We start from the raw sequence: 24,260 nt of genomic DNA on the forward strand, positions 1-24,260 counted from the left end.
CGCTCATGCCGCGAGTTTGTCGGCGTAGCGCATGGTCTGAGCGGGACTGGTCGACGGGTGTTCGGCGAAGAGGGTCGCGAAGTCATTGGCCACCATGCTGTCTCGTTCGACGGCCGAATCGAGGCTGCCCGGTCGACGGCACTGCTTGAGCACATCCCACACGGCAATGCCGCTCCCGCACAGCGACGGGGATCGCTGCGCATATGGATCGTTGGCGTCGAAGTCGAACAGCTCAGAAGCCAAGTGCCAGAAGACATCTCGCGGGTTGCTGTAATATTCTCCGGTGGCCAGTGACATAACGCTGGGCATCTTGCCGAGGATCGGCGTGCCGGGGCGGTCGCCGATTATCGGCGAAAATCCCTGTAGTAGTGGCAACTGGCTCATCAGGGGAGGTCAAGAAGCTTGTGTGCGTTGTGCACGTGGATTGGTCACTCTCCTCGGTTAGCAGGCGGGATCCCGTCGCTGACCGCCGGCAGCGCTGCAAGGTCTTCGGCTAGTAGTACTAGGACGATCCCCGCGCGAAAGTCGATGGAGCCCCCGGCCAGTGCGAACGTCGCAGCGCCGACACCGGTTACGGCGATGTTGCCCGCTCCGGCCGTTCCGTGCAGCGACGGTCGGGACAGGGTGGCCACTTTCTCCAAGGCTGGGACGTAGAAGACACCGCTTCCTCCGCCTAGCAGGCCGCCGATTACTCCACCGGTGCATCCGATCCCGAGTTCGGTCCTGGTCTTGGGGGTCGCAGCAGAACCCGTCGTGTTCTTCTTTCCCAATGATCGGGTGCTCACGCGAGCCAAAGTTGCACATGTCAGAGAAGTAAATGTCTGATGTGACGAGACCATGTGCAAGCTGCCGGCGTCGATGACCGCACCCGCGGTGCACGCCGTATACGTTGGGTCGGTGAGCGAAGCCGTCGACCCTGAGACCTCCGGGCTGCTCGACGGGCTGACCGGTGATGCTCGCGCCGAGCGGGCCGAATTGATCGTCTGGTTACTGGACCAGGGCATCACCGCCGAGGAGATCCGGGCATCGTTTGCGCCCATGCTGCTACCGGCTCGCCGGATCATCGGTGACGACGGCACGTACCTGTCCGCCCGCCAGATCAGCGAGCGGACGGGCCTGGACATCGACCAGTTGACGAGGTTTCAGCGGGCTAGCGGACTTCCCTACGTCGAAGACCCGGACGCCCAGGTATTCATGCGGCCTGACGGGGACACCGCGGTCCACATCAAGCGCTTCCTCGATCTGGGCATCGATCCCGACCAGATGCTCACCGTCGTTCGGGTTCTGGCGGAAGGACTTTCGCACGCCGCGGAAGTGATGCGCTACGCCGCGCTGAGTGCGACGCTGCACCCGGGCAGCTCCGAGCTCGAGATGGCCAAAGGTGTGCAGGAATTCGTCCGTAGCGCCGGGCCGCTGCTCGGCCCAATGATCCAAGACATGCTGATGCTGCAGCTGCGGCACGCGATGGAGACCGAAGCGGTCAACTCCAACGAGCGCGCTGCCGGGGCGCCGCTGCCCGGCGCGCGATCGGTGGCGATTGCCTTTGCCGACCTCGTAGGGTTCACCCGGCTGGGTGAGGAAGTTCCCCCGGAGCAACTCGAGCAGCTGGCCAACCGGCTGGCCGAAGCGGCGCGCGATCTAGCCGTCCCACCCGTGCGATTCATCAAGACGATCGGCGATGCGGTGATGTTGGTGTCGACGGATACCGCGGCGCTGCTGGACGCGATGCTCACCCTCGTCGCGGTTATCGATTCCGACGAGGCACTACCGGAGTTGCGGGCGGGGCTGTCCTACGGTCCGGCGGTGAGTCGCGCCGGTGACTGGTTCGGCAGCCCGGTCAACCTGGCGAGCCGGGTCACGTCCGTCGCCCGTCCAGGCTCGGTGTTGCTCTCGGAATCCGCCCGCGAGCAGATCGGGATCGACGAGCACTTCAGGTGGTCCTTCGCCAAGGCGCGCCGCCTGAAGGGCATCACCGGCGAAGTCAGGTTGTTCCGCGCCCGTCGCGCCGGGACTGAGTGAGCGTCAGTCGTTCGCCCTCAGCGAATAGCTGGCTCGTATTCTGTAAGAGAGTAATCATGTAAGCATGAACCATAATCACCCGCACCGTCGGCCCGGCCGCCCCGGTGGCTGGCAGCAGGCCGATCAACCCGACGCCACCGACGCCGGCGAATGGTTCGCCGGACGGCTTCCCGACGGCTGGTTCACCGCAGACCCGACCGTGATCGTCGACCGCGAGGAGATCACCGTCGTCGGGCGACTGCCCGAATCCAGCGATAAGCCCGACAGCGAGGCGCGAGCCTCCGGTCGGGCGTCTCGGTTCCGCGAGGACACTCGTGCCGAGCGGATGCGCATCGCTGACGAGGGCCAGGACAGGTATGGCCGCAAGGTCTCCTGGGGCGTCGAAGTCGGGGCGGTCGGCGACGACGGATTTGAGCGGATCCTGTTCACCCACATCGCCGTTCCGGTCATGACGCGACTCAAGCAGCCCGAGCGTCAGGTGCTCGACACCCTGGTCGACGCCGGGGTCGCCCGGTCGCGCTCTGATGCGCTCGCGTGGTGCGTACGTCTGGTCGGTGAGCATGCCGACGAGTGGCTGGCCAAGCTGCGTTCGGCGATGTCCGAGGTCGACGACCTACGCGCCGAAGGTCCCGGGGTGTAGGTCACCTCGCCATCGGCCACAAGACGCGAACGTCATTGGCGCGCTTCGCTTTCGGTGTCCAGGGCGCGGATGGCCAGCCACGCGGTCGCGCGGTCGTCGGGGTTCGCCATCGACATTGCGGTGAGCGCTTCGACCCGCTGGATTCGGCTGGTCAGCGTCTGGCGGTGAATTCCCAACCGGGTCGCGGCCGCACCCCACACGCCATGTTCGGCCAAGTAGATTTCGAGCGTCCGGATCAATGTGCCGTGCCGGCCGTCCTCATCTCGAAGCGGATCGAGCACCGCTGCGATACGCGCTATGGGGCCGTCGCCCAGATTTTCTAGGACGTAGCTCACTGTTGCCAGCGAGCGGTACCAGACGACCGGCCGGGCATCCACCACCGCCACTTCCAGCGCTTGGGTGGCTTCTGCTGCCGAGCGCGCCAGCATCTGCGCCTTGGCGGGGGAGCCCAGGCCCAGCCGAAGTGGTGTGCGGGCATCGGTGCTGAGCCCTTCCACTATCGCCGCCAGCTCAGCGGCGCTTTCGTCGCGAATAAACCCGAGCACCTTGCCCCCTTGCTCGGCAACGACATGAGTGGCCCCGAGATCGTCCAGCCAGCGGATCGCGAGCCGTTCTGGGTCAATGGCTCTCGATCGCGAGGCCACCGCGAATGCGGTCAGCGATCGTTCGTGCACGCCCCACCGCCGCAATAGCGCCGACGCGTCCGAGCCACCCCGCAGCAATGTCGCCAGCATCACCTCTCGGCCTAGCCGCTCGGTAGCCGGGTTGTCTGCGGTGCGGAGCAGAAGATCCAACAGTGCGGCCGCCTGCGATGCGAGATCGCGACTGCGGCTGGTCGGTCCGCGGGCGCCGATGACCAGGTGGGCACTGATGTCCTCGCCTTGCCCGACCGGGTGGACCTGTAATCCCGTGTGCCTGACTCGCACCTGACGGTGGAACGCCACGGCAACGGCGTCCCGCACATGCAGACTTCCCGCCCCCGCGGTCGTGATGACCTCACCGCGCGCGTCGAGTAAGACTGCCCAGCCGTCGATTCGATGAGCCATCTCGGCGACGACCGCCACCACGCCTCCGCGCCGGGCAACCTGTGTGAGGACTTTGGTACCCGTTGTGACACGGCGGTCTTCGGCTGCTTGATCGGCGGCGATCAGGGCGGCCACGGTTGGGTAGATGACTTCGGCCGGGGTATCGGGCACAAAGATCGCGCTGATCTGCGCCTTCGCCAGCCGCGCCGCAAGGTCGGACTGAGAATCCCCGCCGGCCACAACGGCGACGCAGGTGGCCAGTGGCGCTGACCGTTCTTCGTTGTCCAGAGCCGAGGCAAACTCCCCAGGAGCGCCGATCACCAGGCTGGCGAAACCGGGCGAACTGCCGACCACCAGCCGGTCGAGAGTGATTGCTTCCCCGACGGAGACGCCGGCATCGACCGTGCCCGCCGCAAGTTCAGAGCCGAGGAAGGCTGCCACGGCGCGCACGTCGTAGGCCATTGGGGGAGTGTACAGAATGATGAAATCGCCGAGCAGATCCACAAATTTTCACAGTGACGGGACGGTCGCCGGTTCCCTAACATTCGGTGCGTTCGCTGCACGTCGATACGCCGACAAGGAAATTCGTGAAAGCAATCGTCTTTCGAGACCAGCACAGCCCCATCGAGCACACCGATGTCGACCTCGCCGCACCGAACGCGGGCGAAGTTCGAGTGCGGATCGCTGCCGCCGGCGTCTGCCACTCGGACCTGCACGTCAAGCGGGGTGACTGGGATGCGCCGGCACCACTGGTGATGGGCCATGAAGGGTCAGGGGTGGTTGTCGAACTCGGCGAAGGCGTGACCTCGCTGGCTGTCGGCGACCACGTGGTGCTGGCCTGGGTGCCGCCGTGTGGTCAATGCCGTTATTGCCGATCCGGGCACGAGGCGCGCTGCCAGAAAGTGGCGACCATCGTGGGCCCGAAGGGCGTCCTGTTCGACGGCACATCGCGGCTGTCCCGCAATGGCACCCCGCTGCACCACTATCTGGGAGTCTCGTCCTTTGCCGAGGAGGTCGTGGTCCCGGCATCCGGCGCGGTCAAGGTCCGCGACGATGCGCCGTTGGATGTCATCGCTGTGGTCGGTTGCGCGGTCGCAACCGGAGTTGGTGCGGTTCTTAATACCGCCGCGGTGGAACCGGGGGCGACGGTCGCGGTGATCGGTTGTGGCGGAGTAGGACTCAACGTCGCCCAGGGAGCCAGACTGGCCGGCGCCGAGCGCATCATCGCGATCGATGTGCTGGCCGACAAGACCCGGCTCGCAATGCAATTCGGTGCTACCGACCGCATCGACGCGTCTCTCGGCGACCCCGTAGAGCAACTCTTCGCCCTCGTCCCCGACGGGGTCGACTACGCCTTTGACGCGTTCGGTCATACGAGCACCACCGAACAGGCCATCCAGATGCTCGGCCTGGGCGGAGCCGCGGTGATCGTGGGTCTGCCGCCGACCGGGGCCAAAGCGGCGTTCGAACCTCTGGTGCTAGCCGAGGCCGACCAGCGGATTCTCGGGTCCAACTATGGGTCGGTACGTCCCTCGATCGACATCCCGGCGCTGGTCGACCGGTACATGGACGGCCAGCTCAAACTAGACCCGCTGATCTGGGCCCGGCGCCCATTGGCGGAAGCGGCCGCCGCCTTCGACGACCTGGAGTCCGGCGAAGCACTTCGCACCTTGCTCATCCCCTAACTCACCCCCGGTCACCGAAAACTGCTGGAGCGTCCATCATGTCGAACACCACCGGCGCGGCAACGCCTACCGATGCGGGACTCCGCCACGGCGTCATGTCGGGTCCCGAACTCGCCGCCCAGGCCATCGCCAACATCGCACCCAGCGCGGTGATCGCCTTCACCGCCGCTGCGATCTACGTCAGCGCAGGTAACGGCACCGTGCTGTCCTTCGCGCTTGCCACCGTGGTGATTTTGGCGGTCGGGTACTGCGTGGTGGTATTCGCGCGGCGCAATGCGTCGGCCGGCTCTCTCTACACGTACGTCGCCAAGGGCCTCGGACCGTTCGGCGCTTACCTGGCCGGGGTGACCTTGCTGATCGGCTGTTGGGGGATCGCGGCGGGTTCACTCGGCGGTGCGGTCTCCTACGCCAGCGACTTCCTGGTGCTGCTGGGCTTGCCGGTAAACGGCGTCGGCTGGCAAGTCGCGCTGGCGATCGTTCTGGGCGGACTAGCGACGCTGTTCACGATTCGGGGAATCAGGTTGTCCGCGCGGGTGTCGCTGGTGCTCGAGCTCATCTCGGTCACCATCATCACGATCCTGCTTGTCCTGGCTCTGGTGTGGGCGGGGCCGGCCGGCTGGGACCCGTCGCAGTTCTCCCTTACCGGCGTCCCGATGCAGGGAGTCGCCGCGGGCATGGTCCTGGGCATCTTGGGCTTCGTCGGGTTCTCGTCCGCCGACGCGCTGGGCCGCGAAGCGCGCAATCCCTACACCGCGATCCCCCGAGCCATCATCTGGAGCGCGGTCGTGGTCGGCGTGTTGTATGTCTTCGCCGCCTACACACAGATCGCACTGCTGCACGAGGGCCTGGCAAGCAGTCCAAGTCCGCTGCAGGACATCGCCACAATGATCGGCATGCCGTCCTGGTTCACGCCGGTTCTGACCTTCGGCGTGGGCGCATCGTTCTTCGCGGTCGTGGTGGCACCGTTGAACGTCGTTGGCCGGATCGTCTACGTGATGGGCAAGGAGGGTGTTGTCGCCGAGCGGTTTGGCCGCACGCACGAGGGGCATCTCACCCCCCACCGAGTCCTGCTCATCGCCGGGCCGGCCGCCGTCGTGCTGGACATTGTGCTGCTGTGCCTCGGTGTCCATCCGATGGACATCGTCGTGTGGGTCGACACGTACGGGACCTACGGTTACATGGTTGCCTATGCATTGGTTGCCATTGCGTGCGTGGCCTACACCAAGCGCGCCGGCATGCCGAACCGGCTGGTGTGGACCGCGGCCATTGTCGCGGTGGTGGCGATGGCATACACCTTTTTTGCCAATGTCTACCCGGTGCCCGCGTTCCCGTTGAACGTCATTCCTTATCTCTTCCTCGCCACGGTGGCGGTCGCGCTGGCGTGGTTCTTCCGGGTCAAGCGGGTCAGGCCGGAGGTCATCGACCGTATCGGCCACACCGAGACCGACATCCTCGAAGGTGTCGGCTGATCCTGCCCGCATCGTCAGGCGATCGTCATCCTGTAGTAGGCGCCCCGTCGGGCCAGTAGCTCGGCATGGTTGCCCGCCTCGATGATCCGCCCGGCCTCCATCACCAGGATGTTGTCAGCATCGCGGATGGTCGAGAGCCGGTGCGCGATGATGAAACTGGTTCGCTCCCGGCACAATTCGGTCATCGCATGCTGAATCAGGAGTTCCGTTCGGGTGTCCACCGAACTGGTGGCCTCGTCGAGGATCAGCAACTGGGGGCGGGCCAGGAACGCCCGGGCGATGGTGATCAGCTGCTTTTCGCCGGCGCTGATATTGCCGCCGTCATCGCTGACCCGGGTCTGGTAGCCGTTGGGCAGGGTGTGCACGAACCGGTCCACGTAGGCCGCCCGCGCGGCTTCGATCACCTCGTCCTCGGCCGCCCCGGGCTTGCCGTAGGCGATGTTCTCGGCGATGGTGCCGCCGAACAGCCAGGTGTCCTGCAACACCATCCCGATTCGGGAGCGCAGTGTTTCCCGGCTCACACCGGTGATGTCGGCGGCGTCGAGCAGGATCCGTCCGGCGTCGACGTCGTAGAACCGCATCAGCAGATTGACCAGGGTGGTCTTGCCGGCGCCGGTGGGTCCGACAATAGCCACCGTGCTGCCCGGTTCGGCGACCAACGACAGGTCCTCGATCACCGGAGTCCCGGGGACATAGCTGAACCAGACGTTCTGGAACTCGACGCGGCCACGCGCGTTGTCCGGCAACGTCGTTGGCACGTCCGGTGATTCCTCCGGCTCATCGAGGAAATCGAAGACCCGCTCGGCGCTGGCCACCCCAGACTGCAAGGTGTTGTACATGCCGGCGACCTGGGTCAGTGGCTGGTTGAACTGGCGAACGTATTGGATGAAGGCCTGGATGCTGCCCAAGGTGATCTGGCCGGTCGCGACCTGATAGCCGCCGACCACCGCTACCGCGACGTAGCTGAGGTTCCCGATGAACGCCGTCGCCGGTGCGACGAGTCCGGAGAAGAACTGCGCGCCGAAACTCGCGTGGTAGACGTCGTCGTTGGCGTCGCGGAACTTCTCCTGGGCGGCGGCGCGGTGCCCGAATGTCTTGACGACGGTGAATCCGCTGTAGGTCTCTTCGATGTGCGCGTTGAGCCGACCGGTGTTGGTCCACTGGGCGATGAACATCCGCTGCGAGCGGCGCGCGATCACCCGGGTCACCCACAGCGACAACGGAACTGTCACGACGGTGATCAACGCCAGTAGTGGGGAGATGCTGAGCATCATCGCCAGCACCGCGACCACGGTCAGTACTGAGGTCAGCAGCTGACTGATGGTCATCGACACCGACGACTGGATATTGTCGACATCGTTGGTGACCCGGCTCAACAACTCACCGCGCTGTCGGGAGTCGAAGTAGGACAGTGGCAACCGGTGGACCTTGTCCTCGACTTCGGCGCGCAGCGCCGTGATGGTGCGCTGCACGATCACGTTGAGTATCCGGGCCTGCGCCCAGATCAGCAGCGCAGCAACGACATACAGTGCCAATGCCAGCAGTAGGGTGTGGGCAACCGCGGTGAAGTCGACACCGCGACCGGGCACCACGTTGGTTCCGGACAACAAGTCGGCGAAGGTGTTGTCGCCGCGGGCCCGAGCAGCGGAGACCGCCTGGTCCTTGGTGATACCAGCCGGCAGTTGGCGGCCGATGACACCGTTGAACAGCAGGTCGGTGGCATGCCCGAGGATGCGCGGGCCGATGACACCGACCGCGATTCCACCGATCGACAACGCGATCACCGCCGCGGTCGGCCACCGCTGCGGGGCCAGCCGCCGGATCAACCGGAGCGCCGATCCGGTGAAGTCGCGCGAACGGGCTTGCCGCGGATCCTGAGTCAATGTGCGCAGGCCGCCGCCGCGCATGCCGGGTCCGGTCATCGCTCGCCCCCGACACCAGTGCCCACCGACTGAGAGTCGGCGAACTCCGCGTACGTCGCGCACCCGGTCAACAGCTCCTCGTGGGTACCGGACCCGACGACCCGGCCACCCTCGATGACGACGATGTTGTCGGCCTGAGCGACCGTCGAAATGCGCTGGGAGACAATGATCACCGTGGCGTCGGCGGACACCTCGCGCAGGGTTGCGCGGACTCGGGCGTCGGTGTGGACGTCCAGGGCGGAGAAGGCATCGTCGAACAGATAGATCGCGGGCCGCCGGATCACCGCGCGCGCGATCGCCAGCCGTTGACGCTGACCGCCGGAGAAGTTGATGCCGCCCTGGGCAACCCGCATGCTCAAGCCATCGGGATGGGCGCGCACGAAGTCATCGGCGGCCGCCACTCGCAGCGCCGACCACATGTCGTCCTCGGTTACCACCTGTCCTGGAGCCGCGCCGAGCGCTAGGTTGTCGGCGACCGTGCCAGAGAACAGGTAGCCCCGCTGCGGCACCAAACCCAGTGTCGACCAGAGAACTTCGGTGTCGTAGTCCCGCACGTCGATGCCGTCGACACGTACTGCGCCGTCGGTGACGTCGTAGAGCCGGCAGATCAGCGCGATCAGCGTCGACTTGCCGGAGCCCGTGCTGCCGACCACCGCCGTCGTCGTCCCCGGCCGCGCGGTCAGCGAAACATCCTCCAGGACAGGGCGCTCCGCACCTGGGTAGCGGAAGGTCGCACGGTCGAGGGTGATCGCACCGCGGACGCCTCCGTCGGGGTGCTGCGGCGACGCGGGACTGCTGACCGCGGTTTGTGTGCCCAGCACCTCGGTGATCCGTTCGGCGCACACTGAGGCGCGCGGCAGCATCACCAGGATCAGGGTGGCCATCAACACAGCCATCAGGATCTGCATGAAGTAGGACAGGAAGGCGATCAGCGAGCCGACCTGCATGTGTCCGCTGTCGATGCGCAGGCCGCCGAACCAGATCAGGGCGACGCTGGAGATGTTGATGGTCAAGGTGGTGACCGGCAACATCAGTGCCTGCCAGCGGCCGGCAGCCAAAGCGGTGTTGGATACCGCCGCATTGGCGACGGCGAACCTCTCGCGTTCGAAGGGTTCGCGGGCGAAGGCCCGGATCACCCGGATGCCGGAGAGCTGTTCGCGCATTACCCGATTGATGCCGTCGATCAGCCGTTGCATGCTGCGGAAGATCGGCAGCATGCGCGAGACGATCCAGTAATTGGATAACGCCAGCACCGGAACGCTCACCACCAGCAGCCAGGACAACCCGGCGTCCTGGTGAATCGCCATAATGATGCCGCCGACGCACATGATCGGCGCGGTCACCAGGATGGTGGTCGTCATCTGGATCAGCACCTGAATCTGCTGGACGTCGTTGGTGGTGCGGGTCAGCAGTGACGGTGCCCCGAACCGCGCGGTCTCCTGCTCGGAGAACGTGGTGACGTGGTGGAACATCGCCGAGCGCAGGTCGCGACCGAAACCCATACCGGTGCGCGAGCCGAAGTAGACCGCGCCGATCGCACACACCACCTGAAGGCCGGTCACCGCCAGCATCACCAGGCCCAACTCCGCGATCAGCCCGGTATCGCCCTTGGCCACGCCGTCGTCGATGATCGCGGCGTTGACCGTGGGCAGATAGAGCGATGCCAGCGTGCTGATGGTCTGCAGCCCCATCACCGCGGCGACCAGCCACCGGTACGGCCGGACATACCGTCTCAGCAGCGCCAGGAGCATTTCGCTACTGTCGCACACGCCCCAACCGACGGTTGGGGGCGTCGTGTCGGGCCCTGTCAACTCCCGCGGCGTGAAATCGGGTCAAAGCGGCAGGTCAACCGGCATGTCGGTGGTTGTGGTAGGGGGTGGCCGCTACAGTGCATGCTGTGACACGCAGCAGGTGCGCATGACAGCGACGCGCAAACTCGCGGTGGCCGCGGGGGCAGTAGCCATTGTGGCCGCCATCCCGGCTCTCGGCGCATGCTCGGATTCGGGCAGCGGCCCGAGCCAGACCCAGGCCTCGCAGGCTCCCGGGCCGCAGGCGGGTAACGCCAAGCACGGCCCGATGTTCCCCGAATGCGGGGGCATCAGCGACCAGACGATGGCCGAGCAGACCCGGGTGACGGGTCTGGTGAACACGGCGAAGAACTCCATCGGCTGCCAGTGGCTGGCCGGCGGCGGCATTCTGGGACCGCACTTCTCCTTCACCTGGTACCGGGGTAGCCCGATCGGGCGGGAACGCAAGACCGAGGAGCTATCGCGCACCAGCGTCGCGGACATCAATATCGAGGGCCACACTGGTTTCATCGCGGTTGGCACCGATCCGACTCTGGGAGACAACCTGTGCGAGGTCGGAATCCAATTCAACGACGACTTCATCGAATGGTCGGTCAGCTTCGCCGAGAAGCCGTTCCCGCCGGCCTGCGATGTGGCCAAGGAATTGACCCGGCAATCGATCGTGAACTCCAAATGAGTGCGCGCCGCGTCGTCGCCGTCGTAGTTGTGGCGCTCTCCGCGCTGGTGCTGGTCAGTGGCTGCGCCAAGACGGTGGCCGGAACCGCGGCGAAGTCTGGTTCGGGCACCACGCCGCGCAATGACAACTCTGCGCAGCAGTACCCGAACCTGCTCAAGGAATGTGACGTCCTCACCACCGACATCCTGGCCAAGACGGTGGGTGCCGATCCGCTTGACATCCAGAGCACGTTCGTCGGCGCGGTCTGCCGCTGGCAGGCCGCCAACCCCGCCGGTCTGGTGGACATCACCCGGTTCTGGTTCGAGCAGGGCAGCCTCGACAACGAGCGGGCTGTCGGCCAGTTCCTCAAGTACCAGCTCGAGAACCGGTCGATCGCCGGTGTGCCGTCGATCGTGATGCGCACCAACGATCCCAACGGTGGCTGCGGAGTCGCCAGCGACGCCGGTGGCGTCGTCGGCTGGTGGGTCAACCCGCAGGCACCCGGGATTGACGCGTGCGGTCAGGCCATCAAATTGATGGAGCTGACACTGGCGACGAACTCCTAGGCCCACCGAGTCGGAACTCAGAGCGAAGATTCTTCAGAAAACTCGCTCTCACGTCTGAATCGATGCGCCCTAGCGAGGCACGTGGAACGCGGTCAGCCCGGCGCTCCTGAGCCGTAGGCCGGCCCAGTTGCCCGGCACCCGCAACACCGCGATGGCCGATGTCGGGTACTTGATCGCGATGCGTTCGGCGGCGCCGGAGTCCGACTGGTCCGGGTCGGCCAGGCCTAGCGCCACATGGCTCATCGTGGGTTCGTGGCCGACGACCATCACGGTGCCGAACTCGTCGGCGACCTGGTTGATCTCGTCGATCATCGTCCCCGCGGTGGCGCCGTAGAGCCGATCGGAGTACGTCACCGGGGCGGTGACTTCGGTGCGGTCCAGCGTCAGGCGGGTTCTGGTCGCTGAGGAGCACAGCACCAGGTCGATGGCGGGCACGTTGGCTCGCAGCCAAGCGCCGGCCAGGCCGGCTTCCCTAATACCGCGAGCGGCCAGCGGCCGGTCGTGGTCGCCCACCCCAGTGGGGTAGTCGGACTTGGCGTGGCGCATCAGGATCAGGGTGCGTTGTGGCGCAGTCACGCGAGTAAGGCTAAACGTCGGGGCATACATGCCGGTCGAGGTCCGCGGACTTGTCGGCGAGGAGCCATACACTCGCGGCAGCACTCACCGATGAGACAGGGAAGGGGCCCGGAAGACATGCGCTTCGTCCACACCGCCGACTGGCAGCTCGGCATGACGCGGCACTTCCTGGAAGGGGAAGCCCAGCCTCGTTACTCGGCGGCCCGACGCGATGCGGTGGCGGGCCTCGGTGTGCTCGCCGAGCAGGTCTCGGCGGATTTCGTCGTGGTGGCCGGCGATGTCTTCGAGCACAACCAGCTCGCCCCGAAGGTGATCAGCCAGTCGCTGGAAGCCATGCGCAACATCAGCGTTCCGGTGTACCTGTTGCCGGGCAACCACGATCCGCTGGACGCGTCGTCGGTGTACACCAGCGCGCTGTTCAAGGCCGAATGTCCGGACAACGTGATCGTGCTGGATCGCGACGGGGTATGGGAGGTGCGCCCCGGCGTGCAGCTTGTCGTCGCCCCATGGCGCACCAAGGTGCCGACCACCGATCTGGCCGCCGCGGTGCTGGCCGATCTCCCCGCCGACGGCACCACCCGCGTCCTGGTCGCCCACGGCGGCGTCGACGTGCTCGACCCGGATCCCGGCAAGCCGTCGCTGATCCGGATGGCCGCTCTGGCCGACGCCCTCGACCGTGGGTCTGTCCACTATGTCGCGTTGGGGGACAAGCACTCTCGGACCACCGTTGGTGACAGCGGGCGGGTCTGGTACTCGGGTTCACCCGAGGTGACCAACTTCGACGACGTCGAGGCCGATCCGGGCCATGTCTTGGTGGTCGATGTCGACGAAGCCGATCCGGCCCATCCGGTGACGGTCGAGGCTCGCCACATTGGCCGGTGGCGGTTCGTCACACTGCACCGCCAGGTCGATGACAGCCGCGATATCGCCGATCTCGACCTCAATCTCGACCTGCTGCCCGACAAGGAACGCACGGTTGTGCGGCTCGGGCTGACCGGTTCGCTCACCGTGACCGATCGGGCCGCGCTGGATGCCTGCCTGGACAAGTACGCGCGGCTGTTCGCCTGGCTGGGCGCCTGGGAGCGGCACACCAGTATCGCGGTGATGCCCGCCGACGGTGAGTTCGACGATCTAGGAATCGGTGGGTTCGCCGCGGCCGCGGTCGACGAATTGGTCGCCGCCGCCCGCTCCGGCGATGGTGTCGCCGCCCAGGACGCCCAGAGTGCGCTGGGGCTGTTGTTGCGGCTGGCCGGGGGGAGTGCGGCATGAAACTGCATCGGCTGGTCTTGACCAACTACCGCGGAATCACGCACCGCGACATCGAGTTTCCCGACCATGGCGTGGTTGTGGTGTGCGGCGCCAACGAAGTTGGCAAGACGTCGATGATCGAGGCGCTCGATCTGCTGTTGGAATCCAAGGATCGTTCGACGAAGAAGGACGTCAAGCAGGTCAAGCCGACACACGCCGATGTCGGCTCGGAGGTCACGGCCGAGATCAGCACGGGTCCATACCGTTTCGTGTATCGGAAGCGGTTTCACAAGAAGTGTGAGACCGAACTGACCATCCTGTCGCCGCGCCGAGAGCAACTGACCGGCGACGAGGCTCACGATCGCGTGCTGGCCATGCTCGGTGAGACGGTCGACACCGGGCTGTGGCATGCGCAGCGGGTACTGCAGTCCAGCTCGACCGCGGCGGTAGACCTGTCCGAATGCGATGCGCTTTCGCGCGCGCTGGATTTGGCGGCAGGTGACGATGCGACGATGTCGGGCACTGAACCGCTGCTGATCGAACGGATCGACACCGAATACGGCCGGTACTTCACGGCGACGGGCCGGCCGACGGGCGAGTGGGCGGCAGCGATAGCCCAATTGCGCTCCGCCGACGAGGATGTGGCCCGGTGTGCGGCCGCGGTCGCCGAGGTCGACGAGCGGGTGCGCAGGCACGCCGCGCTGGCCGAGCAGCAGGCCGGGCTGGCTGATCACAGGCAGGGCATCGGACAGCGCTTGGCCGCCGCCCAGGCGGCGGCCAGCGCGCTGGCCGTGCTCGCCGACGAGCTCCGGCAGGCCGAGCTCGTCGCGACGGCGGCACAGGGCACCTGCGCCGCGTCGAGCGGGGCGCAGGCCGAACGTGTGCGACTGCGCGACGATGTGGCCGCACGCACCGTGGCGCTCACCGACGTGCGCTCGCAGCTGGCCGCGGCCATCGAGGCCGAACACACTGCCCGCGAGGTCGTCGAAATAGCCTGTGCGGCAGCGGCGGAATCGGCCGTCGCCCTGACTGCGGCCCAGCAAGCCGTCGACGAAACTCGCCGGGTAGTGGACGCGCTGGCCGAAAATGAGCAGGCGCAGCGTCTCACCGCCCGCCTGGACCGCATCGAGGCGGCTGAGCAACAGCTGACCGAGCTGAATCGCGAGCTTTCGCAGATCACCCTCACCGGTGACGTGATGGCCGATATCGAGTCCGCTGCAGCCTTGGTCGACCGTATCGAAGCTCAGCTGGCGCTGACCGCCGCCACGGTGGAGTTCACCGCGGTGGTCGATGTCACGTTGACCGTCGGTGAGCAGACCATCACGCTGCCAGCTGGCGAGCGCTGGACGCCGGTCAGCTCGTCGCCGACCACCGTGGAGCTACCCGGGGTGGTCAGTGTGCGGATCGACCCGGGCGTCACCACATCCGGTGCTCAGGCTAAACTCGTTGCAGCACAACGAATCCTGGCCGATTACCTGCGCCAAGGCGGGGCGGCCGATCTCGATGGCGCGCGGGTGATCGAGCACCGTCGCCGGGACCTGACCAGCAACCGCGACCAGTTGGCCGCGACTCTGGCCGGGCTGTGCGAAGACGAAGGGGTCGGCGCGATGCGCGCCCGCCTGGCAGCCCTGCGGGAGGGTATCTCGCCTGCGCTGCTCGCCGCGGGCGTAGATGCCGGAGCCGCGCGGGCCGCGTTCGTCGCTGCCATCGAGGGGCGTGAAAACGCGCGCGCCCAAGCCGATCTGCATCAGCGCGCAGTGGCAGGTACAAACGTCCAACTGACGGAGAAGAGCACCGTGGCAACGGTTCTGCGGTCCAAGCTCGCCGACGCCAGCGCTGAGCTCGACGCCGCAACGGGGCGCCTCACGGTTCAGCGGGTGCTGGCTGGTGACGAGCAGATCGCCGAGCAGGCCGCCGCCGACATCGAAGTGCAGCGGCGTGCCGCGAGCAGGGTGGCCGAGCTGGCCCGGCGGTATGCGGCGGCGGATCCCGCTGCGGTGCAAGCGGAATTGGCTTCCGCCAACGCCGCGGCCGCTGATCTGGACCGTCAGCAGACCGGTATCGGGCAAGCGCTCAACGACATCACCGTCGAGCTGGGGGTGATGGGTAATGAGGGACGCAAGGGCAGTCTCGATCTGGCCCAGATCGCGCGGGAGCATGCCTTCGCCGAGCATTCGCGGGTGTCGCGGCGCGCCAGGGCCGCCGAGTTGTTGAGGTCGGTCATGGCCCGGCACCGCGACACCACCAGAGCCCGCTATGTCGCGCCGTTCCGCACCGAGATCGAGCGGCTTGGCCGACCGGTGTTCGGGCCCACCTTCGAAGTCGAGATCGACAGTGATCTACGAATCTGCAACCGCACGTTGGACGGTCGCACGGTTCCTTACGACTCACTGTCGGGCGGCGCGAAGGAACAGCTGGGCATTCTGGCCCGGCTGGCTGGTGCGGCACTGGTCGCCACGCAGGACGCGGTGCCGGTGGTCATCGACGACGCGTTGGGATTCACCGATCCCGAGCGGCTGACCAAGATGGGCGTGGTGTTCGACACGGTGGGCGATCACGGCCAGGTCATCGTGCTCACCTGCACACCGGCCCGCTACCTCGGTGTGCAGGACGCGCACGTGATCGAACTGAGCGCCTGAGCCGCGTCAATCGGCGAACGCCAGTACTTCGTCAAAGCTGGCCACCAGGCAGTCATACAACGCCTCGTAGTCAGGGATTGCACCGATGTGCCAACGTGGCATCACGTTGAGCACGCTGGCGTGTAGGGCGACGACTCTTCCTTGCGTACCCGGTCGGTGCATTCGTGGATACTGCTTATCCGCCGTGCCGGATTGGTTATCCCGGCCGGCACGTCGAAACGCATGAGGGTGATGCGGTTCCCGCCTATCCCGTCGTCGTCAGTGCGCAGGCTGATCGGCATCGTCAGGTGCAGGTCGAAGCCTCCGACCCCGTGCTTGTCGTGATAACGGCGCAGGCCGCCGGCAACTCCCGCGACGAATGCGTCGTTGGGTGCAGCGCCACTTCGGTGCGCGGCTTCGCGGCGGCGTGGCATCGGCACGTCGAGCACGCCCAGCCGACGCACCAGAGTCCGCCCTTTCATCAGCGGCGACCCGGTCCTGGTCACCGGGCGAATCGTCCGGTATATCGACGCGGCCAATGCGCCGGCCGCCCCCGCGGTCCGCAGTGGCTGCCGAATTGTGTTGAACGACAGCTTCGGAGCGTTCATCACCGAGTCGGCGACGGCATTGCCGACCCAGCCAAGGTCGGAGCGTAGGGAGTCGCGGTAACCCGCCAACAGTCTGGGCGCGAGCGGGGTCAATTCGGCAGGGACCGGCTCGGCGTCCCGAGGCTTTTCGGTCAGGTCGGATCGGTCAGGTCGAACAACGTCATCGCGATCTGAACTCCGCCGATGCCGTCAGTCATCGACCAGCTGCACGCCGTCGCGGTCGGCGGTGGCGGTGGCGGTGAGGTAGTCGGCGAACAGGGTCCCGGTGCTGTAGAACTTCTCCCCGGTCGGCCGGAGACCACCGGGAACGGCAGCGACCGGGTGTTGAACACCAGGCTGTCGACGGCATCAATAACGGATGAAAGTAATTGACGTACAACTAAATTCGGGCCATTCAATGCGGCGGGCAGACGCAGCGTGCCGAAGCCGGTTTGCTTGAGGGCATTGAACTGGTCAAAGGGGCTCTTGTCGTTGAGATCTCGATCTTTGGCACCGAATTTGATCTGGGCCAACAGCTCGGCGACTTCGGGGGTGCCGGGCAGGATTCGGTTGACAGGCTCCACCAGGGCCATTGCCCCGTTCTACGCCTGCGACGCTGCGACGGGCACTGCTCTGGCTCACCGGGAACCTAAGAGAGGAGACGGCGCATTCCATTCCCGCTGCCGGCGAGGCACAATCAAGCCATGGTGGGCCAGCGGCGATGACGTTGAACGAGAAGCGCCGCCGCGCCCACGGCAAACTCGCAGCACTGCCTGGTGTGCGGCCGGTCCGACGCCCGGTCACGCCGGGTGGACCGGACGAATTCGACCTCTACTACGTGCGTAGCGGCCGCAAGACCAGGCATCCGCTGGTCATCATCCCCGGCGGCCCCGGGGCCGCGTCGATCGCGCTCTACCGGGGCCTTCGCCGTCGCGCAGCCGCGGTGGGCCTCGACGTGATCATGATCGAGCACCGGGGCATCGGAATGTCGCGGCAGGACGACGCCGGCGCCGATCTGCTGCCCGAGGCGCTGACCATCGAACAGGTCGTCGACGACGTCGCCGCTGTGCTCGACGACGCCCAGGTGGACAGCGCGATCATCTACGGGACGTCCTACGGCACCTACATCGCCGCGGGGGTTGGCGTGCGCCATCCCACCCGGGTGTTCGCCATGGTCCTGGATTCCCCGCTGCTGGATCATGACGACATCGACGTGGTGCGCCGCAACATCCGCAGCGTGCTGTGGCACGGGCAGCGGGACACCGAGGAGGTGGCCGACAAGGTCCGGCGGCTGGTCGACGAGGGTGTGATGACCCCGGCCGCCGCGCAGCTCGCCGCGACCGTCTACGGGTTCGGCGGAGCCCGGATGCTGGACCGTCAGCTCGAACTGCTGATCGGCGGGCGTCCGCTGGTGTGGAGGACGATGGGCAGGCTCGGCGAGTTGATGGTCGGCCGAAAGGCGCCGTATCGCAATGAGACCGACCTGGTCGAGCGGATCGCGTTCCGTGAGCTCAACTACGCCGCGGAGCCGGACGGGTTGCCGCTCGATCCGGCGGTCGCCATGCGCGATCTCGCAGTCGGAGAGGCAGCCCGGTTCGAGGCCGAACCGTTCGACCTGGTCGCCGAGATGCCGAAATTCAGCTGGCCCACCGTGGTGATCTCAGGTGGCCGGGATCTGATCACGCCGCCCGCGGTCGCCGAGCGGCTCGCCGGGCTCATTCCCGGATCGGTGCTGGTGCGACTAGCGACCAGCGGGCACAGCGTGCTCGACACCAGGGAGCGGGCGGCGTTGCGCATCGCCGAGGCGATCTCCGTCGGCCGGATCGATACCTTGGCGCCGCAGGAGGCGACATTGGATGCGTTGCCCAGCGGCCCGGCGGTGCGGCTGATGGTGTCGGCGATGTCAGTGGCGTCGCGCGTCGAAGCCGCCTTGCCCGCGGTGCTCCCACGGGTGGTGGCGCGGACGGTACCCGATTTCGCGAAGCCGGCTACTTCGTGAATCCGATTGCGCTGTAGTTCAAATTGCCCAGCCCAGCCGGGCCGTAGTTGGCCAGATTGCTGCGTACCGCAACGTTGCCGGCCGACTGGAACAGCGGCAGGCTGAACACCTCGCCGAAGATCAGCTTGTCCACTTCGTTGGCCAGGTCACGCGCCTTGTCCGCATCGAGTTCGTTGAGCACCTGTTCGACCTTGGCGTCGATATCGGGGCTGCTGATCTTGCCGAAGTTACTCTCGGCCCCGGTGGTGTAGATCTGGTTGAGGCAGCATAAGGAGAAAGCGTCACCACCCCAAGTGAATTGGGCGATGTCGAAGTCACCCGGGATGATGTAGTTGGTGAAGAAGCCGTTGCCGGGCTTGGCGTCGACCTGCAGGTTCACCCCGATCTGGGCCAGGCTGTTCTGCGCGACAAGCGCGACCTGCCGGGTGGTCTGCGCGTCGTAGAGGACGTCGCGGATGACCAGCTGCTTGCCGTCCTTTTCCCGGAACTGGCCGTTGAGTTTCCAGCCCAGCGCGTCGAGCTCCTGTTTGGCCTTCTCAGGGTCATAGGCCACCACCTGGCTGTTGTCCTGGTAACCCTTCTGGCCCGCGACGTAGACATGGTTGTTCAATGGCACCGGCTTGTCGACCAAACCACGTTGTGTCACATCGGCAATCGCCTGCCGATCAATACCTTTCGCGACGGCTAGCCGCAGCGCCTTGTCCGACAGAATCGAACCCGGCGCGCCGTTGAAGGTGAAGTGATACCAGCTCAGGCCGGGCGCGCGCCGGATCGAGATGCCCTGGGTGCGGCGGGCGATGGTGAGTTCGTCCAGCGAGGCCAGACCGGTGGCGTCGATCGTGTTGTTCTGCAGCGCAGGGATTCTCGCCGCATCATCGAGCACCAGGAAGGTGATCGAATCCAGCAAGGGCGGGGTGCCCCACCACTTCGGGTTGCGGGTCAGCACGATGCGCTGGGCGGTGCGGTCCAGCGCCGAGACCACGAACGGACCCGCGGACGGCCCGGGTCCGTTGAGCTGACCCTTGTTGAACGCATCCGGGGTGGCGGTCACGGCCTTCGGGAACAGCATGTTGTTGCCCGCGAACATGCCGCGCCATTCGGAGTAGTGCTTGGCGAAGGTGATGACGGCCTGGCGGTCGTCGACGCCCCGCGTGACAGAAGCGACCCTGTCGCTGCCTTCAGGCGCGGCGATCGCGTAGGCCTTGTCCTTACCGCTGCGCGCATTCACTTGGGAGGCGAGGTCCTCCCAGGTGATCGGCGTGCCGTCGGACCAGACGGCCTTCGGATTGATCGTGTAGGTGACGACCTGGGGGTCGGTGCTGGTCAGCTCGACATTGGTGAAGTAGTCGGTGTTGACCTTCATTGAGCCGTCAGGAGCGATGACAAAGGCGCGCGGCATGGTCGGCCACAGGACGGCGTAGGTGTCGCCGTCGTTGCCGTCGATATTGAGGGTGTTGAAGTTCGACGGGAACGACGTCAGCGCCAACCGCAGATTGCCGCCGTTACGCAGCGTGGCCGGGTCCTGCGGGTTGATATCGCTGGTCGCGCCGAGTTCGGCGTTGCCGCCGGCCGACGGGACGTCCCGCTTGCTGCTCGAGCAGCCCGCCACCACCAGACTTGCCACGACTGCCAGCACTGCCATTCGGCCGGCGTGCCGGCGGATCGATCGAGTCACGCCCTGATGCTAGCGGCGAGTGGGATCCGGCTGCGGGATAGCGGCCAGCAGCTTCTGCGTGTACTCGTGTTGCGGGTGGGCGAAAATGTCGTCGGCGTCGCCGTACTCGACCATCGCGCCCCGGTGCATCACGACGACGCGGTGCGCGAGGTGCTTGACCACCGACAGGTCGTGCGAGACGAACAGATAGGACAGGTCGAATTCGCGCTGCAGGTCCAGCAGCAGGTTGATGATGCCGGCCTGGATGGACACGTCGAGCGCCGACACCGGTTCATCGAGGGCAAGGATCTTGGGCTGCAACGCCAATGCGCGGGCGATGCCGATGCGTTGCTTTTGGCCGCCAGAGAATTCCTGCGCGTAACGGCTGGCGTCCGCGCGCCGCAGGCCGACGATCTCCAAGAGCTCGACGATCCGGGCATCGATACTCGTCTTACTGAAACCGTTGGCCTGCAAGGGTTCCGCAAGTAGTTCGAAGACAGGCAGCCGGGGGTCCAGCGAGGCCACCGGATCCTGGAACACCACCTGCAGATCCCGGCGCAGTTCACGCCGGCGCGCCGGGGTGAGGGTGGCCACGTCCGTGCCGAGCACTTCGATAGAGCCGGATTGCGGTGCCGACAGCTCCAAGATCTCATGCAGGGTGGTCGATTTCCCGGACCCCGATTCACCGACGATGCCCAGCGTCTCGCCGCGAGGCAGATCGAAGCTGAGGCCATCGACGGCGCGCACCTCGCCGATCTGGCGGCGGAACACCACACCCTTGGTCAGCCGGTACGTCCGGACCAGGTCCCGTACCTTGATCACGATGTCGGACTCATCGTCGCCCTCGACCGCCGCCGGCTGGGTGGACACGCCGTAGATCTCCGCGGCGGTCCGGCCCTTGACCTGCTCAGTGCGGATGCAGGCCGCCGAATGCTCGTGGCCGACCTCCAGCAGTCCCGGCTCGTCGGCCCGGCACTCGTCGATGACCAGCGGGCAGCGTGGTGCGAATGGGCAGCCCGGCCCCAGGTCCGGCAGCGCGGGCGGCGCGCCGGGAATGGGCACCAGCCGGGTGCCCTGCGGCGCATCGAGCCGCGGAACCGAGCCCAATAGTCCTGCGGTGTAGGGCATTCGGCGGTCGCGATACAGGTCGCTTACGCCGGCCACCTCGACCGCACGCCCGGCGTACATCACCAGTGCGCGGTCGGCGAATTCGGCGACCACACCCAGGTCGTGGGTGATGATCAGCACGCCCGCATCGGTGACGTCACGCGCGGTCTTGAGGACCTCGAGGATCTGGGCCTGCACGGTCACATCGAGTGCGGTCGTCGGCTCATCGCAGATCAACAGGTCGGGATCGTTGGCGATCGCGATGGCGATCACCACTCGCTGCCGTTCCCCGCCGGACAGTTCGTGCGGGAAGGCCCGCGCCCGCCGCTCAGGCTGGGCGATGCCGACGAGCTCCAGCAGCTCGGTAGCTCGCTTACGCGCCGCCTGCTTGCCGACGCTGCGGTCGTGCACGGTGATGGCCTCGGCGATCTGATCGCCGACGGTGTAGACCGGTGTCAGAGCCGACATCGGGTCCTGGAACACGGTGCCGATGCGCAGGCCCCGGATCTTCGACATCTCGGCGTCGGGCAGCCCCAGTAGTTCCTGCCCGGCCAGTCGCACCGAGCCGGACACTGTGGCGTATTCGGGCAACAGACCGATGACCGCCATCGCCGCCGCGGATTTCCCCGAACCGGATTCCCCGACCATCGCGACCACCTCGCGCGGCCGGATCTCGTAGCTCAGGCCGCGCACTGCGGTGAGATCGTCTCCGGCGCTGGGGAAGCTGACGGCGAGGTCGGTGACCTCCAGCAGGCGCTCGCTCATGACTTGATCTTCTTCTTGCGGCCCCGGCGCAAATTGGCGCTACCGGGGTCGAGGGCGTCGCGAAGTCCGTCACCGGTGAGGTTGGCGCACACCAGGATCAGCACCAGCACGCCGGCCGGGAACAGGAACACCCACGGGAACGTCGTCGCCGACTTGGTGCCGTCGGCGATCAAGGTGCCCAGCGAGACGTCCGGGGGTTGAATACCGAAACCCAGGAAGCTTAAACCGGTTTCGGCCAGGATCGCGACGGCGACGTTCAGCGCGGCGTCGATGATCAGGATCGAGGCCACGTTGGGGATGATGTGACGGCTGATGATCCGCGAGCTCGACACGCCCATATACCGTGCCGCCTTGACGAATTCGCGCTCGCGCAGGCTCATCGTCAGACCGCGCACCATCCGGGAGCTGACCATCCAGCTGAACCCGGCCAGCAGCACGATGAGCAGCGCGACGTTCGCAGAGCCTTTGGTGATCGGGGTCAGGATCGCGATCAGGATGAAGCTCGGCACCACCAGAAGCAGGTCCACCACCCACATCAGCGTCCGGTCGCGCCAGCCGCCGAAGTAGCCGGCGATCGAGCCGACGGTGGCAGCGATACCCGTCGAAATGACCGCTACGCACACCCCGATGAGCATCGACTTCTGCATTCCGCGCAGAATCTGGGCCAGCAGGTCCTGGCCCAATGCGTTGGTGCCGAACCAATGATCGGTACTGGGCGGGTCCTGTAGCGCGTAGAAGTCGAGTTCGGTGTAGGACCAGGGCAGTAGCGGCGGCAGCGCGTAGCAGCCGATGAAGAGCAGTGCCAGCACGATCAGGGAGGCCATCGCCGCCCGGTTGCGCGCGAACCGGCGCAACACCAGGGCGCGCCGGGACGCGAACTCCTCGGGCTTGACCCCGGAGCGCGCGGAGGTGTCCGTTCCGGTCATGTCACCCTCACCCGCGGATCCAGGATCGCGTAGATCACATCGGACAGCAGGCCGGCCAACAACACAACTGCGCCGGAGAACACCGTGATCGCCGCGACGATGTTGGTGTCTTGGGTGGCGATGCCCTGCACGACCCACTCACCCATACCGTGCCACCCGAAGATCTTCTCCACGAACACTGCCCCGGTGACCAAACCCGCGACACCATAGGCAAATAGCGTCGCCATCGGGATTAGGGCGGTGCGCAGTCCGTGCTTGAACAGGGCTTGCCGCCGGGTCAGCCCCTTGGCCCGCGCGGTGCGGATGAAGTCCTGGCCGAGGACGTCGAGCATCGCATTGCGTTGGTAGCGGCTGTAACCCGCGATCGCACCGAGCGCCAGGGTGACGCTGGGCAGGATTAGGTGTTGCAGCCGGTCGATGAACTGATTCCACGGGCCGCCGATCGCGTCGGGCGAGGTTTCTCCGGTGTAGGAGAAAATCTGAAGCCCCAGAACCGAATTGACATTCAGCGCCGCCAGGATCATCAGGTTGGCGATCACGAACGTCGGCGTACTGATCACCAGTAGTGACAGCAGTGTGATCACCCGATCGGATAATCGGTATTGGCGGATCGCGCCCCATGCGCCGACCACCACCCCGATCACGGTGCCCAACACCGAGCCGATGATTAGCAGCCGGAGGCTGACGCCGATGCGGCGCCACAGTTCGTCGGCCACGGGCTGGCCCGTGACCGTCGTGCCAAAATCACCGCGCACCGCACCGGCCACCCAGTGGGCATAGCGCAGCGGTATCGGCTTGTCGAGATCGAGCTCGGCGGCCTTGGCGTCGATCACGGCTTGGGGCGGCCGCGGATTACGTTGCAACAGGCTGTTCAAGGGAGTGAACGTCAGCGAGGTCAAAGAGAACGTCAGGAACGACGCCAACGCCAGCAGCACCAGGTAGTTGAGCAGCCGACGCGCCAGGAATCGCGTCATCGGGCGCGCTCGGCCAC

Annotated in this window: 19 protein-coding genes and 2 pseudogenes; 9 read left to right on the top strand and 12 right to left on the bottom strand. The window is 66.2% G+C overall.

Annotated elements, in window-relative coordinates:
* Nucleotides 1-3: 3 nt before the first annotated feature.
* Both G6N13_RS14085 and G6N13_RS14090 read right to left on the bottom strand, forming a co-directional pair.
* Complete coding sequence (locus tag G6N13_RS14085; RefSeq protein ID WP_163697919.1) at nucleotides 4-384, bottom strand: DNA-deoxyinosine glycosylase; 381 nt, start codon at nucleotides 382-384, stop codon at nucleotides 4-6.
* 44 nt (nucleotides 385-428) lie between these two features.
* The gene (locus G6N13_RS14090) at nucleotides 429-839 is read right to left on the bottom strand and encodes a TSUP family transporter (RefSeq protein WP_235677758.1); all 411 of its coding nucleotides are present in this window, start codon (nucleotides 837-839) and stop codon (nucleotides 429-431) included.
* A gap of 19 nt (nucleotides 840-858) precedes the next feature.
* On the opposite strand from G6N13_RS14090, the gene G6N13_RS14095 reads away from it, so the two are divergent.
* A complete protein-coding gene (locus G6N13_RS14095; RefSeq protein ID WP_163697921.1) occupies nucleotides 859-2,019 on the top strand; it encodes an adenylate/guanylate cyclase domain-containing protein in 1,161 nt (386 codons plus the stop codon).
* Between the two features lie 64 nt (nucleotides 2,020-2,083).
* The gene (locus G6N13_RS14100) at nucleotides 2,084-2,659 is read left to right on the top strand and encodes an ATP-binding transcription factor AbmR (RefSeq protein WP_163697923.1); all 576 of its coding nucleotides are present in this window, start codon (nucleotides 2,084-2,086) and stop codon (nucleotides 2,657-2,659) included.
* Between the two features lie 32 nt (nucleotides 2,660-2,691).
* On the opposite strand, the gene G6N13_RS14105 is transcribed toward G6N13_RS14100, so the two are convergent.
* The gene (locus G6N13_RS14105; RefSeq protein ID WP_163697925.1) at nucleotides 2,692-4,146 is read right to left on the bottom strand and encodes a PucR family transcriptional regulator; all 1,455 of its coding nucleotides are present in this window, start codon (nucleotides 4,144-4,146) and stop codon (nucleotides 2,692-2,694) included.
* Nucleotides 4,147-4,271: 125 nt separating this feature from the next.
* On the opposite strand from G6N13_RS14105, the gene G6N13_RS14110 reads away from it, so the two are divergent.
* Together G6N13_RS14110 and G6N13_RS14115 are read left to right on the top strand one after the other, a co-directional pair.
* Nucleotides 4,272-5,369, top strand: a complete 1,098-nt coding sequence (locus G6N13_RS14110; protein ID WP_163697927.1) for an alcohol dehydrogenase catalytic domain-containing protein — start codon at nucleotides 4,272-4,274, stop codon at nucleotides 5,367-5,369.
* A 38-nt stretch (nucleotides 5,370-5,407) separates the two neighbouring features.
* Entirely contained in the window at nucleotides 5,408-6,838 is a 1,431-nt protein-coding gene (locus tag G6N13_RS14115) for an APC family permease (RefSeq protein ID WP_163697928.1), read from the top strand.
* Between the two features lie 14 nt (nucleotides 6,839-6,852).
* Here the strand turns inward: G6N13_RS14115 and G6N13_RS14120 are convergent, their stop codons facing one another.
* Entirely contained in the window at nucleotides 6,853-8,760 is a 1,908-nt protein-coding gene (locus G6N13_RS14120) for an ABC transporter ATP-binding protein (RefSeq protein ID WP_163697930.1), read from the bottom strand.
* Nucleotides 8,757-10,511 (bottom strand): ABC transporter ATP-binding protein, encoded by a 1,755-nt coding sequence (locus tag G6N13_RS14125; protein WP_163697932.1) that lies wholly within the window; start codon nucleotides 10,509-10,511, stop codon nucleotides 8,757-8,759. The genes G6N13_RS14120 and G6N13_RS14125 overlap by 4 nt, the downstream gene beginning before the upstream one ends.
* Before the next feature lie 166 nt (nucleotides 10,512-10,677).
* Here G6N13_RS14125 and G6N13_RS14130 point away from each other — a divergent pair, with 166 nt between their 5' ends.
* On the top strand, nucleotides 10,678-11,244 hold the full coding sequence (locus G6N13_RS14130; protein WP_179964985.1) for a DUF3558 domain-containing protein: 567 nt from the start codon (nucleotides 10,678-10,680) through the stop codon (nucleotides 11,242-11,244).
* A complete protein-coding gene (locus tag G6N13_RS14135; RefSeq protein ID WP_163697934.1) occupies nucleotides 11,241-11,789 on the top strand; it encodes a DUF3558 domain-containing protein in 549 nt (182 codons plus the stop codon). Before G6N13_RS14130 ends, G6N13_RS14135 begins: the two co-directional genes overlap by 4 nt.
* Nucleotides 11,790-11,858: 69 nt before the next feature.
* On the opposite strand, the gene G6N13_RS14140 is transcribed toward G6N13_RS14135, so the two are convergent.
* A complete protein-coding gene (locus G6N13_RS14140) occupies nucleotides 11,859-12,335 on the bottom strand; it encodes a SixA phosphatase family protein (RefSeq protein ID WP_407663929.1) in 477 nt (158 codons plus the stop codon).
* Nucleotides 12,336-12,482: 147 nt separating this feature from the next.
* Here G6N13_RS14140 and G6N13_RS14145 point away from each other — a divergent pair, with 147 nt between their 5' ends.
* Nucleotides 12,483-13,634, top strand: a complete 1,152-nt coding sequence (locus G6N13_RS14145) for a metallophosphoesterase family protein (RefSeq protein ID WP_163697938.1) — start codon at nucleotides 12,483-12,485, stop codon at nucleotides 13,632-13,634.
* Nucleotides 13,631-16,252: an AAA family ATPase gene (locus G6N13_RS14150; RefSeq protein WP_163697940.1), complete on the top strand. Its 2,622-nt coding sequence runs from the start codon at nucleotides 13,631-13,633 to the stop codon at nucleotides 16,250-16,252. Before G6N13_RS14145 ends, G6N13_RS14150 begins: the two co-directional genes overlap by 4 nt.
* Nucleotides 16,253-16,258: 6 nt before the next feature.
* Here the strand turns inward: G6N13_RS14150 and G6N13_RS14155 are convergent.
* Together G6N13_RS14155 and G6N13_RS24320 are read right to left on the bottom strand one after the other, a co-directional pair.
* Nucleotides 16,259-17,039, bottom strand: a pseudogene (locus tag G6N13_RS14155) (hypothetical protein); the annotation flags it as partial.
* Nucleotides 17,032-17,411, bottom strand: a pseudogene (locus G6N13_RS24320) (acyl-CoA dehydrogenase); the annotation flags it as partial. The pseudogenes G6N13_RS24320 and G6N13_RS14155, both read right to left, overlap by 8 nt.
* A 128-nt stretch (nucleotides 17,412-17,539) precedes the next feature.
* Between G6N13_RS24320 and G6N13_RS14160 the strand changes: the two are divergent.
* Complete coding sequence (locus tag G6N13_RS14160; protein WP_163697943.1) at nucleotides 17,540-18,817, top strand: alpha/beta fold hydrolase; 1,278 nt, start codon at nucleotides 17,540-17,542, stop codon at nucleotides 18,815-18,817.
* Here G6N13_RS14160 and G6N13_RS14165 read toward each other — a convergent pair.
* From G6N13_RS14165 to G6N13_RS14180, 4 genes are read right to left on the bottom strand one after another with little or no spacing between them, the layout of a single operon-like run.
* A complete protein-coding gene (locus tag G6N13_RS14165) occupies nucleotides 18,807-20,459 on the bottom strand; it encodes an oligopeptide ABC transporter substrate-binding protein OppA (protein ID WP_163702107.1) in 1,653 nt (550 codons plus the stop codon). The two genes, G6N13_RS14160 and G6N13_RS14165, sit on opposite strands and share 11 nt — an antisense overlap.
* A 42-nt stretch (nucleotides 20,460-20,501) precedes the next feature.
* The gene (locus tag G6N13_RS14170; protein WP_163697945.1) at nucleotides 20,502-22,343 is read right to left on the bottom strand and encodes an oligopeptide ABC transporter ATP-binding protein OppD; all 1,842 of its coding nucleotides are present in this window, start codon (nucleotides 22,341-22,343) and stop codon (nucleotides 20,502-20,504) included.
* Nucleotides 22,340-23,269, bottom strand: coding sequence for an oligopeptide ABC transporter permease OppC (locus G6N13_RS14175; protein WP_163697948.1), 930 nt, complete (start codon nucleotides 23,267-23,269; stop codon nucleotides 22,340-22,342). Before G6N13_RS14175 ends, G6N13_RS14170 begins: the two co-directional genes overlap by 4 nt.
* Nucleotides 23,266-24,243, bottom strand: coding sequence for an oligopeptide ABC transporter permease OppB (locus tag G6N13_RS14180; protein ID WP_163697950.1), 978 nt, complete (start codon nucleotides 24,241-24,243; stop codon nucleotides 23,266-23,268). Before G6N13_RS14180 ends, G6N13_RS14175 begins: the two co-directional genes overlap by 4 nt.
* Between the last annotated feature and the right edge of the window lie 17 nt (nucleotides 24,244-24,260).

Origin of the sequence: Mycolicibacterium sarraceniae, assembly GCF_010731875.1 — a bacterium.
Classification (GTDB): Bacteria; Actinomycetota; Actinomycetes; order Mycobacteriales; family Mycobacteriaceae; genus Mycobacterium; species Mycobacterium sarraceniae.

Excerpts from the sequence above, each read along its gene's own strand:
- G6N13_RS14085 (WP_163697919.1), bottom strand. The coding sequence starts at position 384 with ATGAGCCAGTTGCCACTACTACAGGGATTTTCGCCGATAATCGGCGAC.
- G6N13_RS14090 (WP_235677758.1), bottom strand. The coding sequence starts at position 839 with ATGGTCTCGTCACATCAGACATTTACTTCTCTGACATGTGCAACTTTG.
- G6N13_RS14095 (WP_163697921.1), top strand. The coding sequence starts at position 859 with ATGACCGCACCCGCGGTGCACGCCGTATACGTTGGGTCGGTGAGCGAA.
- G6N13_RS14100 (WP_163697923.1), top strand. The coding sequence starts at position 2,084 with ATGAACCATAATCACCCGCACCGTCGGCCCGGCCGCCCCGGTGGCTGG.
- G6N13_RS14105 (WP_163697925.1), bottom strand. The coding sequence starts at position 4,146 with ATGGCCTACGACGTGCGCGCCGTGGCAGCCTTCCTCGGCTCTGAACTT.
- G6N13_RS14115 (WP_163697928.1), top strand. The coding sequence starts at position 5,408 with ATGTCGAACACCACCGGCGCGGCAACGCCTACCGATGCGGGACTCCGC.
- G6N13_RS14120 (WP_163697930.1), bottom strand. The coding sequence starts at position 8,760 with ATGACCGGACCCGGCATGCGCGGCGGCGGCCTGCGCACATTGACTCAG.
- G6N13_RS14125 (WP_163697932.1), bottom strand. The coding sequence starts at position 10,511 with ATGCTCCTGGCGCTGCTGAGACGGTATGTCCGGCCGTACCGGTGGCTG.
- G6N13_RS14130 (WP_179964985.1), top strand. The coding sequence starts at position 10,678 with ATGACAGCGACGCGCAAACTCGCGGTGGCCGCGGGGGCAGTAGCCATT.
- G6N13_RS14135 (WP_163697934.1), top strand. The coding sequence starts at position 11,241 with ATGAGTGCGCGCCGCGTCGTCGCCGTCGTAGTTGTGGCGCTCTCCGCG.
- G6N13_RS14140 (WP_407663929.1), bottom strand. The coding sequence starts at position 12,335 with ATGCGCCACGCCAAGTCCGACTACCCCACTGGGGTGGGCGACCACGAC.
- G6N13_RS14145 (WP_163697938.1), top strand. The coding sequence starts at position 12,483 with ATGCGCTTCGTCCACACCGCCGACTGGCAGCTCGGCATGACGCGGCAC.
- G6N13_RS14150 (WP_163697940.1), top strand. The coding sequence starts at position 13,631 with ATGAAACTGCATCGGCTGGTCTTGACCAACTACCGCGGAATCACGCAC.
- G6N13_RS14160 (WP_163697943.1), top strand. The coding sequence starts at position 17,540 with ATGACGTTGAACGAGAAGCGCCGCCGCGCCCACGGCAAACTCGCAGCA.
- G6N13_RS14165 (WP_163702107.1), bottom strand. The coding sequence starts at position 20,459 with ATGGCAGTGCTGGCAGTCGTGGCAAGTCTGGTGGTGGCGGGCTGCTCG.
- G6N13_RS14170 (WP_163697945.1), bottom strand. The coding sequence starts at position 22,343 with ATGAGCGAGCGCCTGCTGGAGGTCACCGACCTCGCCGTCAGCTTCCCC.
- G6N13_RS14175 (WP_163697948.1), bottom strand. The coding sequence starts at position 23,269 with ATGACCGGAACGGACACCTCCGCGCGCTCCGGGGTCAAGCCCGAGGAG.
- G6N13_RS14180 (WP_163697950.1), bottom strand. The coding sequence starts at position 24,243 with ATGACGCGATTCCTGGCGCGTCGGCTGCTCAACTACCTGGTGCTGCTG.